The organism is Paenibacillus sp. J22P165 (genome assembly GCF_059692015.1).
In genome coordinates, this window is record NZ_JCAUAP010000026.1 from 36,102 (window position 1) to 51,067 (window position 14,966).

Annotated in this window: 11 protein-coding genes; 9 read left to right on the forward strand and 2 right to left on the reverse strand. The window is 44.0% G+C overall.

The genetic code is table 11. The features are described from left to right. The first annotated feature begins 8 nt into the window (after positions 1 to 8). The 3 genes from AC58QM_RS34765 to AC58QM_RS34775 all read left to right on the forward strand — a co-directional run bounded on the left by AC58QM_RS34765 (position 9) and on the right by AC58QM_RS34775 (position 2,255). On the forward strand, positions 9 to 476 hold the full coding sequence (locus AC58QM_RS34765; protein ID WP_497289234.1) for a GNAT family N-acetyltransferase: 468 nt from the start codon (positions 9 to 11) through the stop codon (positions 474 to 476). A 112-nt stretch (positions 477 to 588) separates the two neighbouring features. Beyond that, positions 589 to 1,263, forward strand: a complete 675-nt coding sequence (locus tag AC58QM_RS34770) for a response regulator transcription factor (protein WP_497289235.1) — start codon at positions 589 to 591, stop codon at positions 1,261 to 1,263. Then, positions 1,260 to 2,255, forward strand: coding sequence for a sensor histidine kinase (locus tag AC58QM_RS34775; RefSeq protein ID WP_497289236.1), 996 nt, complete (start codon positions 1,260 to 1,262; stop codon positions 2,253 to 2,255). Before AC58QM_RS34770 ends, AC58QM_RS34775 begins: the two co-directional genes overlap by 4 nt. 9 nt (positions 2,256 to 2,264) lie before the next feature. On the opposite strand, the gene AC58QM_RS34780 is transcribed toward AC58QM_RS34775, so the two are convergent. Both AC58QM_RS34780 and AC58QM_RS34785 read right to left on the reverse strand, forming a co-directional pair. Continuing rightward, a complete protein-coding gene (locus AC58QM_RS34780) occupies positions 2,265 to 4,223 on the reverse strand; it encodes an FtsX-like permease family protein (RefSeq protein ID WP_497289237.1) in 1,959 nt (652 codons plus the stop codon). Then, positions 4,220 to 4,966, reverse strand: coding sequence for an ABC transporter ATP-binding protein (locus AC58QM_RS34785; protein ID WP_497289238.1), 747 nt, complete (start codon positions 4,964 to 4,966; stop codon positions 4,220 to 4,222). Before AC58QM_RS34785 ends, AC58QM_RS34780 begins: the two co-directional genes overlap by 4 nt. Before the next feature lie 182 nt (positions 4,967 to 5,148). Here AC58QM_RS34785 and AC58QM_RS34790 point away from each other — a divergent pair, with 182 nt between their 5' ends. The 6 genes from AC58QM_RS34790 to AC58QM_RS34815 all read left to right on the forward strand — a co-directional run bounded on the left by AC58QM_RS34790 (position 5,149) and on the right by AC58QM_RS34815 (position 14,724). After that, positions 5,149 to 6,600: a DEAD/DEAH box helicase gene (locus tag AC58QM_RS34790; protein ID WP_497289239.1), complete on the forward strand. Its 1,452-nt coding sequence runs from the start codon at positions 5,149 to 5,151 to the stop codon at positions 6,598 to 6,600. A 1,316-nt stretch (positions 6,601 to 7,916) separates the two neighbouring features. Next, complete coding sequence (locus AC58QM_RS34795) at positions 7,917 to 8,861, forward strand: carbohydrate ABC transporter permease (protein WP_497289240.1); 945 nt, start codon at positions 7,917 to 7,919, stop codon at positions 8,859 to 8,861. Between the two features lie 20 nt (positions 8,862 to 8,881). Then, a complete protein-coding gene (locus tag AC58QM_RS34800; RefSeq protein WP_497289241.1) occupies positions 8,882 to 9,709 on the forward strand; it encodes a carbohydrate ABC transporter permease in 828 nt (275 codons plus the stop codon). A 146-nt stretch (positions 9,710 to 9,855) separates the two neighbouring features. Further along, positions 9,856 to 11,202, forward strand: coding sequence for an ABC transporter substrate-binding protein (locus tag AC58QM_RS34805; RefSeq protein WP_497289242.1), 1,347 nt, complete (start codon positions 9,856 to 9,858; stop codon positions 11,200 to 11,202). 106 nt (positions 11,203 to 11,308) lie between these two features. Continuing rightward, positions 11,309 to 13,099 carry a sensor histidine kinase gene (locus AC58QM_RS34810; protein ID WP_497289243.1) on the forward strand — a complete coding sequence of 597 codons (1,791 nt, stop codon included), beginning with the start codon at positions 11,309 to 11,311 and terminating at the stop codon, positions 13,097 to 13,099. A gap of 2 nt (positions 13,100 to 13,101) precedes the next feature. Then, a complete protein-coding gene (locus AC58QM_RS34815; protein WP_497289244.1) occupies positions 13,102 to 14,724 on the forward strand; it encodes a helix-turn-helix domain-containing protein in 1,623 nt (540 codons plus the stop codon). Positions 14,725 to 14,966: the final 242 nt, after the last annotated feature.

Genomic DNA, 14,966 nt, shown 5'->3' on the forward strand with positions numbered 1-14,966 from the left:
AATTAACAATGACTCTACCTATTAGAGATGCAACTATCGAAGAATCGGAACTTATTTTTCAAGTCATGATAGCATCCTTTCAAGAATACGACGGCAAGCTCAATCCACCCTCAGGTGCATTAATCGAGACGGTAGAACGTACCATCCATACGTTTCACATCGGCGGTGGAGCAGCACTTGCGCATGAAGGCGAAAGGCTGGTAGGGTCAGCAAGGTATGAACCAGCATCCGACTATATGTATATAGGCAGGGTATCTGTACTTCCTGAATTTCGGGGAAGGGGCGTTGGCAAAGCGCTATTACTTTTCGTAGAAAACAAGGCACGAGCACAGGGATTCAAGGAAACAAGGGTCGGTGTGCGGCTATCTATCCCAGAAAATATTCGGCTGTACGAGCGGTTAGAGTACGAGGTAATCGAACATAAATTTTATCCAGATGAAACGGACAGTTGGTATGTCATGCGCAAAAAGTTATAAAGGTTAATGGCATGAAATGTTCTTCCGTATGTTGATATCCTTGGATGCGATTCGTCTTGAACGTTTATGATAAAATAAAGATGCTCGCACTTTTAGAATAAAGAGGGATTACATGTATCGAATTATGATGATTGAGGACGATGAGAAAATTAGGCGGATTGTCGCGGATACGTTGAAAAAGTGGCAGTACGATGTAGTAGAAGTAACTCAATTTGATCAGGTTCTAAAGGAGTTTCAACAAAGCGATCCGCATCTCATCCTATTAGATATTAATCTTCCTGTGTTTGATGGGTACTATTGGTGCCAGCAAATACGCGCAATCTCGAAGGTGCCGATTATTTTTCTATCATCTAGAAATCAAAATATGGATATCATCATGGCGATAAATATGGGCGGGGATGATTTTATTCAGAAGCCTTTTGAACTGGACATCCTAGTTGCCAAAGTCAGTGCACTCATTCGCCGGAAATATACGTATCAGGAAGAGGAGAGCCCCACATTCATTCATAAGGGCTTGAAATTACATGTAACCAATTCCACGATAGAATATAAAGGACAAGTCACGGAATTAAGCCGGAATGAATTCATTCTTATACAGCTGATCATGCGGAATATTGGCAAAATTGTTTCACGTGAGGACCTCATGCAGGCACTATGGAATGAGGATCAGTTCGTTGATGATAATACGTTGACTGTAAACGTGAATCGGATGCGAAGGAAAATTACGGGGCTTGGGCTGGAGGACTTCATTGTCACCCGGAAAGGATTGGGGTATTTAATCGAATGACCTTCCTTCGCTATCTCGCCTACGAAAAGTCGTATATGTATATCTATCTGGCTGGGTTCCTAATCCCGGCTGTTGTATTTTATACCTATAGCCATGGTGGTGACTGGATATGGGGGACCTTCTTCTATGCCTTCGCCTTGTCCGCTATTGTGTTGCTGGGATTTTTATTATTTCGCTACCAACAGCATGTACGTGTGATCCGAAAGATGAAAAGTGGTGATTATGAGAGCTTGTCCCTAGAAGGCGAATTCGCCCAACAGCACATCGAGGAGCTCAAAAAGCAGCATATCCACGAAATGAACCAAGTTCAGAACATGCAGCATGAGCATTATGATTTTATCGTTTCGTGGTTTCATGAGATCAAAACTCCGATTGCGGTTCTTCGTTTATTACAGCAAACCGATATGGACGCTAATAGTTTAAGAGAAGAGATCGGGAAGATTGAAAATTACGTTGATCAAGCACTCTATTACGCCAAGCTGGATAGTTTTAATCAGGATTATGCGATTCAAAATTGTGATGTTATCCAGATTTCGAAAGAGATCGTGAAGTCACATTCGAAAACTTTTTTCTCCAAAAAAATTCGCATTAACCTGCAAGCAGATACGCTTGTCGTTCAAAGTGATCCGAAATGGCTGCAGTTTATTATCAATCAGCTTTTGACGAATAGTTTGAAATATACAGAGCTTGGCGGGGAAATTACGATTTCCGTATTCGAAACGCCGCAAGAAAAACAACTGCTGATTCGGGATAGCGGGATTGGTATTAGCCAAAAAGATCTTCCGCGAATCTTTAATCGCGGGTTTACGGGAGAAACGGGACGAACGCATACAAAGTCGACTGGCATGGGTTTATATTTGGCTCAGCAATTATCGAATAAACTCGGCCATTATATTGACTGCACATCGGAAGCCTCTGTGTATACGCAGTTTATCGTTCATTTTCCGAAAGACGACGATCCTTATGTCATGCGACAAAAAAACACACAATGAGTAAATCTCTCATCGTGTGTTTTTTTCGTTGATAATTTTGTAATAAATAGATGTTGATGATACGTAAAAGATCATATACGTTAACACATATAATCCCATGACAGAGAAAATAATCGTCGTTAAGGCAGGTAAATCTTTAATGATTAGGATGACCGTGTAGTACAAAAGATACCAACTATGCAGCAATCCAAGCAAAAGTGGCGGTAAAAAGACGAACAGCAATTGTTTCCAAATAATCTGTTTCATTTCTTTGTCTTCAACACCCATTTTTCGTAAAATCGCATAGTGTTCTCGCTCTTCCGTCGCTTCACGCAGTTGTTTAAAGTAAATGACGCTTGCTAAAGCAAACAACGCAATAGCTGCAAAAAAAGCGACAGAGAACAATATTAAAGAGGATGACTCAATATCGATGGAATACATATCGATAAAGGCTGAATAATAGGATCCTTCGGTGCGCATAACGATATCGTATATTTGTCGTGATACGTTATTGGATGTTTTCGGATCTTCGATTTTATAAACTTCATAGGAAGATAGCGTACGATTTCCTTTCAGTTGCTCAAACGCCTCGTCAGAAATAACGAGTACAGAAGGTTGATGTTTGGAACCCCCACTAGAATCTGTAGGGATACTTAACAACGGGAATCGTATTCGTTCGACGATTTGAAATGTATGATCTCCGAAGACGGTCATTTTAGGCATTGTACTTGGATAAGTTATCGGTTGATCTATTCCTCTTGTTAAAACAATAGCTTCATCGCCTTTTACATCTACTTTTTCACCGACGCCTCGTAAATCAACAATCGCATTTAGTTGCGACTCTGGAAAAATGGTAAATTCCTCTGTGTAGTATTCGGGATAGTCAAAAAATGCTTTTCTATTGGCGATCTTATCTGTTTGAATGCCAGTAATTGTTTCATGAGCCATAATGGGATGCGAGTCGTTCATGATTTGTTCAATTTGTTTTTGAGTTCGGTTATCTTGTGATGAAAAGATCATATCGTTAGGATATTCTTTTCTTACTACATCGGCTTTTACAGCGTAATCTACAGCAATAAATCCAACGCTAAAGATGATAACAGCACTAATTAGTGAGTTAAATGTAAAGTTTACTGTATTCCCTCGAATGGAAAACCGAAGGGAGGAAATCCACAACATTTTGTTGCCAAGTAAATAGTTTTTACTTCGACTCATTCTTTGTAATATCCAACCGGAAAACTGACGGAAAAATAGATACGTTCCGACAATCAAGGCCACCGTTGTAGCCAGTAATGTTTCTTTAAAATAATCTTTCCATAGGTTTGAAGTTCCACCTATGGTTATGGTGTAGTAGGACGATGCAATTAATAGGACGGACAATATCGCCAAAGGCATGGAGAATTGGAGTGGTTTATCCATTTTTTCTTTGGCGTGAAACAATTCAACGATCTGCATTCGACGGACATTCAGGTAACTTTGAAGCGTAATAATGCCGATTAATAAAGCGAATAACAGAATCGTTGAGACGACGGCTTCAAGAGGAAAAGCAAAAGAAATGTCATCCTTATAGTGCATTAAGTTCATTAATATTTTACCGAAAAATTTTGATAGTAATCCACCGATGAATATACCGCTAGTTACAGAAATGATGCTTAGAAATAACGTTTCGTAAAAGACCATTGCGGCAACTTGTCTTTCTTTCATCCCATAAAGGATGTACATACCGAATTCTTTTTTTCGCTGCTTCATAAAAAATGAGTTGGCGTACAATATAAAGAACACGATAAACATAAAGACGATCATGGAGGCAATAAAAATAATCGTTTTATAGTTTTCTTTATTTTGAATAGCTGTAACTACGTCTTCGTTAAACATTAAACCAGAAAAGGTAAAGTAAATGATAACCCCGACAAGCATGGAAATGAAATAGATGGTATATAAACGGATGTTCCGCTTCATATTCCTCCATGATAAATCAAGCAAACTCATAGTCTGTCGCCCCCTATGGCACTTTGAATCGTCAGGATTCGGTCGAAGAATTCTTTTTCCGATTGTTCACCTTTGAACATTTCATTGACGATTTTGCCATCACGGAGAAAAATGACACGCCGACAGTAGCTAGCTGCATAGGGATCGTGAGTAATCATCAGAACGGTTGTTTCAAGGGTGTGATTAAGCGATTGAATTTGTTCCAGCAGCTGGGTAGCGGACCTGGAATCAAGCGCCCCTGTTGGCTCATCGGCAAATACAATCGCTGGATTGGTAATGATCGCACGAGCGGCAGCCGTACGCTGCTTTTGGCCGCCAGAAATCTCAGACGGGTACTGAGGTAAGATAGATTCGATATTTAACGCTTCAATTATTTTGGCTAATCGCTGCTCCATTTCTGCGACAGGTGTTTTTTGCAACGAGAGCGGCAGCAGTATATTTTCTTTCACCGTTAGGGTGTCCAGTAAGTTGTAATCTTGAAAAAGGAAGCCCATTCGTTTTTGGCGGAATTGTCGGAGGTCTTTCTTTTTCAAATCTAACAGCGATTTTCCCTCGATCCAAACTTCCCCACCCGTAAAGGCGTCGATCGTAGAGAGCATATTCATTAATGTCGTTTTGCCAGAGCCAGATGGCCCCATAATCGCGGTGAATTCCCCTTGTTCGATGGTCAAATCGATATTTTTTAATATTTGGTTTTTTCCATAAGATTTTGATAAATTCTTAGTTTGGATAATAGTAGTCATCGTTTCGCCTTCCCTTCATGACTTAACTATACGGCTTAATATGCGCACTAACCATCGAACTATCAACGTCTATAGTGACAAATTTGTCATATTGGGAAAATGAAGCCATACATCCATTTTTCTTTTCCGCCTCCAAGTGTAGTAGAATAGAGCCACAGCAACATGAAGGGGAGTCAAATGAAGTGACGACAACGACAAGGAGTTTTACCGATTATTCATTAAGCGACGAGATTACGCGAGCGTTAACCACATTAGGTTACACACAGCCGACGGATGTGCAACATAAGGTTATTCCAATCGCGTTGCAAGAGAGGGACTTGACCGTCAAGTCTCGTACAGGGAGCGGGAAAACGGCGGCATTCGGCATACCGATCTGCGAGCTTGTGGAATGGGAAGAGAACAGGCCGCAGGCACTCATCCTGACGCCAACGCGGGAGCTTGCCGACCAAGTGAAGCAGGATATGACGAACATTGGGCGCTTTAAGCGGATTAAGGCGGTAGCGTTATATGGGAAGCAGCCATTTGCGAAGCAGAAGCTAGAGCTTCACCAGAAGTGCCACGTGGTCGTGGGTACCCCAGGACGCGTGCTGGATCATATTCAAAAAGGAACGCTGGACGTAGAGCGTCTGAAGTATTTAGTTATCGATGAAGCAGATGAAATGCTGCGGATGGGCTTCATTGAGCAGGTGGGAGCCATCATTGATGAGTTGCCAACGGATCGGATGACCATGTTGTTCTCAGCCACATTGCCGAAGGATGTCGAGCAATTGTGTCATCAGTACTTGCGGAAGCCGATCGATATCGAGATCGAAACGCCGGAAGCTGCGAAGGTTCAGATCGAGCATTCCCTGATCACTGTGCGGGATAACGAAAAGTGGTCATTGCTTCAGAACGTGCTCGTAATGGAGAATCCAGAGAACTGCATTATTTTCTGCCGGACACAAGAGAATGTCGACAAGCTGTTCACACAGCTCGATCAGTTGGATTTCCCATGTGATAAAATCCACGGCGGCATGGTGCAGGATGATCGCTTCCTCGTGATGAATGCATTCAAGCGCGGAGAGTTTCGATTCTTGGTCGCAACGGACGTCGCGGCGCGCGGGATCGATGTGGAGGACATCACCCATGTAATCAACTACGATCTCCCGATGGAGAAAGAGAGCTACGTCCACCGGATTGGTCGAACAGGGCGCGCTGGGAAGACGGGCAAAGCGATTTCGTTCGTTACACCTCACGAAGATAAGTTTCTGGCCGAAATCGAGGGCTATTTGGGCTTCGAGATTCCGCGGAAGGATGCACCTGACTCGGAGGAAGTGGCCGCGAAGCAAGCAGCTTTTGATCAGAAGATGCAGGCTACGCCTGTCATCAAGCGGGATCGCAGTGACCAGTTGAACAAGGGCATCATGAAGCTCTATTTTAACGGGGGCAAAAAGAAGAAGATTCGCGCCGTCGACTTCGTCGGCACACTTGCGAAAATTGAAGGTGTCACCGCGGATGATATCGGCATCATCACGATTCAGGATAATGTGTCGTATGTCGACATTTTGAACGGAAAAGGGCCGTTGGTGCTCAAAATCATGAAAAGCACCACCATCAAGGGCAAGCTGTTGAAGGTGCATGAAGCGAATAAGTAGGGGATTGAAACCAGATTGCCATTGAGGCACTCTGGTTTTTTTGATGAGGCGTCGATTTCGGCCGTCTCAGACGGCGAAGCCAACTGACTAGGCGAATTTGTTTGGCTGAGGCGTCGATTTCTGACCTCTCAGAGTTAAATAGGTGCTGGTGCGCCGCTGAGCCGTCGATTCCAGCCGTCTCACACGGCGAATCCACCAGACTAGGCGAATTTGTGTGGCTGAGGCGTCGATTTCTGACCTCTCGGAGTTAAATTGGTGCTGATGCGTCGCTGAGCCGTCGAATTCAGCCGTCTCACACGGCGAATGCACCAGATTAGGCGAATTTGTGTGACTGAGGCGTCGATTTCTGACGTCTCGGGGGTGAATGGGTGCTGAGGCGTCGCTGAGGCGTCGATTCTGGACGTCTCGCACAGCGAATCCACCATCCTAGGCGAATTTGTGTGACTGAGGCGTCGATTTCAGCCGTCTCGAAGGTGATTAGGTGTTGATGCGTCTCTGAGCCGTCGATTTCTGACGTCTCGCACAGCGAATCCACCATCCTAGGCGAAATTGTTTAGCTGAGGCGTCGATTTCTGACCTCTCAGAGTTAAATAGGTGCTGATGCGTCGCTGAGCCGTCGAATTCAGCCGTCTCACACGGCGAATCCACCAGACTAGGCGAATTTGTGTGGCTGAGGCGTCGATTTCTGACCTCTCGGAGTTAAATTGGTGCTGATGCGTCGCTGAGCCGTCGAATTCAGCCGTCTCACACGGCGAATGCACCAGATTAGGCGAATTTGTGTGACTGAGGCGTCGATTTCTGACGTCTCGGGGGTGAATAGGTGCTGATGCGTCGCTGAGCCGTCGATTCTTGCCGTCTCACACGGCGAATCCACCAGACTAGGCGAATTTGTGTGGCTGAGGCGTCGATTTCTGACGTCTCGGAGGTGAATGGGGGCTGGTGCGTAGCTGAGCCGTCGATTTCGGCCGTCTCATACGGCGACTCCCCAATACCAGGCTAATTTGTTTGTCTGAGCCGTAGATTCCAGCCGTCTCACACGGCGAATCCACCACACTAGACGAATCTGTGTGGCTGAGGTGTCGATTTCTGACCTCTCAGAATTAAATAGGTGCTGATGCGTCGCCGAGCCGTCGAATTCAGCCATCTCACGCTGGCAAATTAGGGGATACTGTGTCGAAACTGGGTGCGGCTCCTACCTTTTCTTAATAAAAATCGACGCTGAAGGTTAAAATATTACTCGAAAGGGTCAATTCTGTGACTTATCCATGAATCGCTCGCAAGGTAGACTATAGAAAACACGACATGGGGTGAATTTCATGGCTAACCATATACAATCTCAAGCAAGTAGTTTGCCAACAACTAAAGTGAAGCCAAAGCGGTCTAAGCAGCAAATTCGCGAGGATTTGGCCGGATATCTTTTCGTTAGTCCCATGGTGATCGGCTTATTCGTATTCACATTATTTCCAATCATCGCTTCCTTCTTCTTGAGCTTTACGGATTGGAACTTTGTTGCCGGGTTTTCGAAGGTGAAATTCCTTGGATTGGACAATTTCACCAAGCTCATTCACGATAGTGTCTTTCTACTTTCACTTAAAAACAATATGATTCTGATGGTCGTTGTTCCGTTAACACTCATTATTTCACTGGTTTTAGCGGTGCTTATTGATAAGCAAGTGTATTTTAAAGGTTTTTTCAAAGTTGTTTACTTCATTCCTTATATTTCAAGTGTAGTTGCGGTAGCGATCATATTTCAAGTTCTCTTCCATCCTACTTATGGGCCGATTAACCAAACCTTAATGGATTGGGGATTTGCGAATCCACCGAAATGGTTGGCTGACCCTGATTACGCCTTGTACTGTGTGATGGGACTCATGGTGTGGATCAACATTGGGTACAACATGATTATTTTTATGGCGGGACTTCAATCCATTCCGAAAGATTTATATGAAGCAGCCGATATTGACGGTGCATCCAAATGGAAGCAGTTTTATGGCATTACCGTGCCTTTACTGTCACCAACAACGTTCTTCTTGCTTGTGTCCGGTATTATTGGAACGTTCAAAGTATTCGACGTGATTTCCGTACTGACCAATGGTGGACCTGCTAACTCAACGAGTGTTGTCGTGTTCCGTTTATACGAAACAGCCTTCATTAATCTGCAATCCGGTTATGCATCTGCCATGGCGATTGTGCTTCTAATACTCGTACTCTTGATCACGTTAATTCAATGGTTCGGCCAACGCAAATGGGTCAACTATTAAACTAGAATGGAGGTTAACCCATGGATAACAAAAAAAGTCTCAGAAAGATTATAGTTACGATCGTAATGGCACTCTTCGGTATCGTGTTCATGATGCCATTCCTATGGATGATCTCAGCATCTATGAAGCCAGAAGCCGATGTATTCATTTTCCCGATACAGTGGATTCCCAAGCATTTTAACCTGATTGAAAACTATAAAACGGTATGGACGACGAAATTTCCGCTGTACTATTGGAATTCGATTAAAGTTACTGTGATCACAACCGCCTTATCCGTTCTGTTTTCATCTATGGCGGCTTACGCTTTTTCAAAAATTAAGTTCCGTGGCTCGAATATTATCTTCGTTCTCGTTCTTGCTATCTATATGGTTCCAAGTCAGGCGATTCTCGTACCACAATTTCTTTTGCTGCGTTCGATGCACTTGTACGATACACATATTGGACTTATCCTTCTAGGATCTTTCAGTGTTCTGGGTACGTTCATGCTTCGCCAGTTCTATCTAGGTATTCATGATGAGTACATGGAATCAGCAAGGATAGATGGCGCAGGTCATGCTCGCATTTTCTGGACGATCTGTACACCGCTTGTACGCCCTGCAATTGCGACTTATGCAATTCTTCGCTTTATCTGGACCTGGAATGATTACCAGAATCCATTGATTTTCTTAAGAGATAAGTCGTTATTCACGCTTCCGCTGGGTATTCGCTCTTTTGCCGATTTAAACGGCGAGTTCTACTCCCTGATCATGGCTGCATCCGTTTCTGCGATCTTGCCGCTGCTTATCATTTTCATCATTGGTCAAAAACAAGTTATCGAAGGTATTTCCATGGGTGGCGTTAAAGGTTAATCCAAGTTTACATGCAAAAAGTCAAAATAAGAGCACATAAGGTTAAAATAGTGCCTCGTGTGCTCCAATCAAGTTTGTTACGATTCGTCATGTAAAGGTTTTCAGTTTTCGCAACAACATACAAATATCTTCTTGGAGGGGTTCATATGAAAAAGAGTTTACTCGTATTAAGCGGTGTTCTAGCAATCAGTACTGCACTTGCAGGCTGTGGAAGCAAAAGTGAAGACAAACCTGCTGAAACTGGCGGTGCAGCAACGTCCTCAACGAAAGCACCTGTTACTATTAAAGTACAAGCATGGTACACAGAAGCTCAAGGGAACTGGAACGCAACAGTTGAAGCTTACAACAAGACTCACCCTAACGTAAAAGTGGTTTACGAGAGCATGTCCGAAAAGGGCGATTCCCAAGAAGGTATGAAAAAGCTTGACCTACTTGCTGCTTCCGGCGAGCAAATGGACGTTGTTATGTACTCCAGTGCATCTGATTTTGCACAACGTGTTGGCGCAGGAATTCTTGAGCCGCTTGATGCGTACTTGAAAAAAGATAACATTGTCGTCAAAGATGAATATAAACTTGATCCAGTCGTTAACGGGAAATACTATGCGCTTCCTGGTAAAATGATTGAATGGTTCGTTCTATTGAACAAAGATAAATTGGACGCTGCGAAACTTCCAGTTCCAACAGAATGGACTTGGAATGACTACGCCGAATACGCGAAGAAAATGACTTCTGGTGAAGGCGCAGCGAAACAATACGGTTCCTACTTCCATAACTGGAAAGACTACGCACTACTTGGTTTGAACAACAATATGGATAATCCGTACCTCGTGAAATCGGATGGTACCGAAAATATTGATAACCCGCAGGTTCGTTTCTCCTTGAACCTACGTAACCAAATGGAAAACGTGGATAAATCATCCGTTCCTTATTTCGAAGTTGTTTCGCAAAAAATGGCTTACCGTGACGTATTCTACGCAGGTAAAACAGCTATGCTAGCAACAGGTAACTGGATGGTTGGTGAGCTTGCACAAAATGCGAAGTTCAACACTGTATTTGCTCCGTATCCGAAATATGATGCGAAAGATACAAACGGTCTAACTGAAGTTGGTGCTGACTTCATGGGTGTTGCTGCGAACTCCAAAAACAAACAAGCGGCTTATGACTTCGTGAAATGGTACACAACAGAAGGTATTCAAACACAAGGTCTGTTCTTCTCCGGTTGGAAAAAAGCCGACATTAATGCTAACGTAGATGCAATTCTAAAAAGCGGTAAACCAGATCAAGTAGCTAAAATTGATAAAACTTCCTTGCTTTCTACTTTGAAAGTAAATAAAGCTACAAAATTGGTAGTTCCTCCAACGTACGCATTGCAACAAGAGAAAGAATACCTAACGCAAGTTGAGTTGTTCTTAACAGGTAAGCAAGATCTGGAGAAAACAATTTCCACAGCGAAAGCGAAAATCGAAGACATCAGAAAAAGTAATGCAAAGTAATCGGTAACGGTTAGACTAGCTTTACTGGTATAATGTGTATAGGAAGCAAGAGGTGGCCACCGGCCCCTCTTTTTTCCCATTTTATTGGAAAAGGTGGGTAACGTTGGTGCTGCACTGGTTTCGCACATTATCACTTCGTAATAAATTAGTACTAACGATTCTGATCTGTCTGGTCCTACCGTCTATTGTGTCGATGAATGTATCGAACTTTTTCACACGGGATGCGGTTCGATCACAAGTGGCAGACAACGCAAGGCAATCGATGCGTATCACGAGTCAGATTGTAACTGGACAGTTGAAGAACATGGTCTATATGATGAATTTCATTCAATTTGATGAGGAGATACAAAAGCCAATCCTCAGTCTAGGTCATGTAGATGACACGACGACAATTGGAGATATTTTTCAAGCTAAACTTACGATAAATAAAAGAATTTCAACCGTCATGAATCCGCTGGGAAATATGAATGTGACATTGCTACTCCCCAATGGTCAATATGTAGCTTCCTATACGACCATTAATTTCGACCCAAAATCATTTTTGGCGAAAGACTGGATGAAGGAAGTTAATCAGATAAAAGGTTATAATGTACATTGGATTGGGACTGAGTTCAACTACAATAGTGAATCAACCCAACCGTATTTATTAGCAGCAGCTAAGCCACTAGGATTGAATGGTACCATTTACGGCTATGTCATTGTCGGACTCGAGTTAAATGTTCTTCAGAACTTGTTTGCACAATATAAGGATAATGAAACCATGGTCATTATTGATGAGAATGGCCGCATTTTGGTTGATCAGGACGCTAGTCGCATTGGTACGCAATTTGCGAATTACGATCAGCTTCCGTCCGAAGAGGGTTCCTCCTTTGTTAAGGTAGCAGGTGAAGAGTATATTATGCAGAGTAATCAAATTTCACCCAATTGGAAGCTTGTCAGTATGGCGCCATACAAGAATGCTGCCCAACAAATTGAGTCGTTCCGGAAGACAGATTTCCTTATTCAACTCTTCTTTTTAATCTTGTTTGCAAGTGTGCTCCTTTATGTTGTAAGAACCCTGACGAAGCCCATTGCTAAGCTTGTACAAACAGTTGTCCGTATCGAATCGGGTCAGTTAAGTGAACGATCTAACATTAATGGTGGTGACGAAGTTGGTCGGCTAGGGTATGTATTTGATCGAATGATCGATCGGATCGAGCTGACGCTCTTTGAGAATAAGCGAGAGCAAGAACTCAAGCGCAAGGCCGAACTGGCGATGCTCCAGGCACAGATTAATCCGCATTTTCTTTTTAACGTATTGAATTCCATCCGCTTAAAGATCATGATGAAAGGCGACGAAGAGAATGCTGAATTGATCAGCTCATTGTCTGCCCTTTTGCGTATGACCATTAATCGCAATAACGAATACATAACGCTCCATGAAGAGATTGGGATCAACGAGCACTATGTTCGTTTGTTGAATTCGCGGCACGGTGATCGGGTTGTCTTGCGAATATCCGCGGCTTCGGACACGCTGCTTATTCAAATTCCGCGTTTCTTGCTGCAGCCACTGATTGAAAATGCGTATATTCACGGCCTTAAAAGTAAAGCAGGTGAAATAACCATTGTTTCTCGTATTGCAGAGGATGGCAGACTCCAAGTGGAGATTCTGGATTCCGGGGTTGGCATGACGCCAGAGCGGTTGCTCACGCTTCGCAATCATTTAGAAGCTACACCAATCATGCCTGTAGTGGAAGAATCAAGCAGCCCTTCGCTATCAGGGATTGGTATACATAATGTGTTTGAACGACTACGGATGATTTATGGACATCGATTCGATTATGAAATTGAAAGTAATCTAGGACTCGGCACTCAAATTATTCTTCGCTTTCCACAGCAACCAGAGAAGGAAGTGTGACCTTGTACACCGTCATGATTGTAGATGATGATATTCCGGTTCTTGAATTTCTCAAAACGACGATAAATTGGGAAGAGCTCGGTTATCAATTGACTGGCGTTTATGCGAGTCCCTTGGAGGCTCTGAAGGCAGGTCAGCAAACGAAGACAGATGTATTGATTAGTGATATTGGGATGCCTGGGATCAATGGGCTGGAGCTGATTAAGTCCCTCCGTGAGGAGGATCCCCACGTGAAGGCCGTGATTCTCTCTTGTCACGATGAATTTCACTATGCACAGGCGGCCGTTAAGCTTTCGGTGAGTGAATATATATTGAAGGAAACGATGAACGTCAGCAATATCACGGAGGTATTGACCAGGCTCAAAGAGCAATTAGACGCCGAGGATCGGCAACAATCGAAGAGCCGCAAGCTAGAGAAAGAAGTGTCGCAGCAACGCGGCGCGTCGAAACGCCAGTTCATTCGAAGCACAGTGAATGAGCCGTTATTTGATGCGGACGAGTGGGGAGCCAAAGCGGGTGACTTCGGTATTCACCTGAACAAGCACGCTGTACTGCCCGTATTCGGCTATGCCAACCGGGTGAAAGAGGCGAATAGCCGGTTTCAATCGACGGACTTGTTCGAGTATACGATTCAGAATATTGTCGAAGAGATTCTCGTGGATCAAAAGGAAGTGACCTTATTCACTTACGATACAGGTGAAATCGTCCTGCTATTTCCGCATTTCTCTGAACTGCATGTGAACAATAGTCAGAAGATGGAGCAGACGCTTCGACAGCTGCAAACCTGTTTGCAAAAGTACGCCAAAATCTCCTTCTCGTTTATCACCGGGAATCCGGTGAAGGATGTTCGTGCGTTGAAGGATCAATTAATCCGCATGGTCGAAGGGAAGGCTGGCCGATTTTACATGCCAGAGTCCTCGATCAGCAAGCTAAGTAATTTGCGGGAAGGTTTCGGGGATGGCGGGGAGTTGCTCGCCCAATATGCGCAAGCGTTGGATGAATTCCGCAATGTGGTGTTCGATGAGCGTGTCGAAGGAATCGACTCTTTTGTCTCAAAGTGGGTCGATTTCATCCAGTATAATCGGTTCCGCCCCTTAGAAGTGAAGGACTGGCTGCTCAAAATGATTCTCGATGTGCGGATGCGCCTAAAATCACTGCAGCACTATCAATCGACGTTTTCTTCGGAGCTGCTGCATCACGATGTCCACGAGCTATCCTCTATCCGCGAAATGGAGCTATGGCTGAAGGATTATTTGCAGCAGGCCATCGAGTGGGCGGGTCAAGTGTATCGAGAGTCGCATAATCGTGAAATCCTGGAGTGTCAGCGCTTCGTGTACAGCCATCTCGATACGAAGATATCACTCGAGGACGCCGCGGCGCATCTTCATTTGCATCCGAGCTACTTGAGCCGCTTATTCAAGCGGGAGACGGGCGAGAATTTCATCGAGTATGTGACGCGGATGAAGATGGAGAAAGCGAAAGAGCTGCTAGAGATCACGGATAAAAGCGTGGAACAAATCTCCGACATGCTCGGCTACGAGAATAAAAATTACTTCGGTAAGCTCTTCAAGGCGCACACAGGCTTCGTTCCCAATGCGTATAGGGGGCAGACGAAGGGGAGTTAAGTGGGGAGCTAAGTGACGTAAAGAACCAAGCCTGCGTGCAGGCTTGGTTCTGACGTGCTGGACACTGCGAAAGGTGCAGGCTTGGCAAGAGTAACACTGAAAGCTGCCGAAAGGGGGCATTTTCAGTCATATCGGCTCGGCCCCCTTAATCCGGAGTCTTAGCCTACAGTAATTACTCATTCTTAAAAATGCTCATTATTTCGAGCGTTTACATTGAATTATGAAATGCTGAAGAGTCTTTA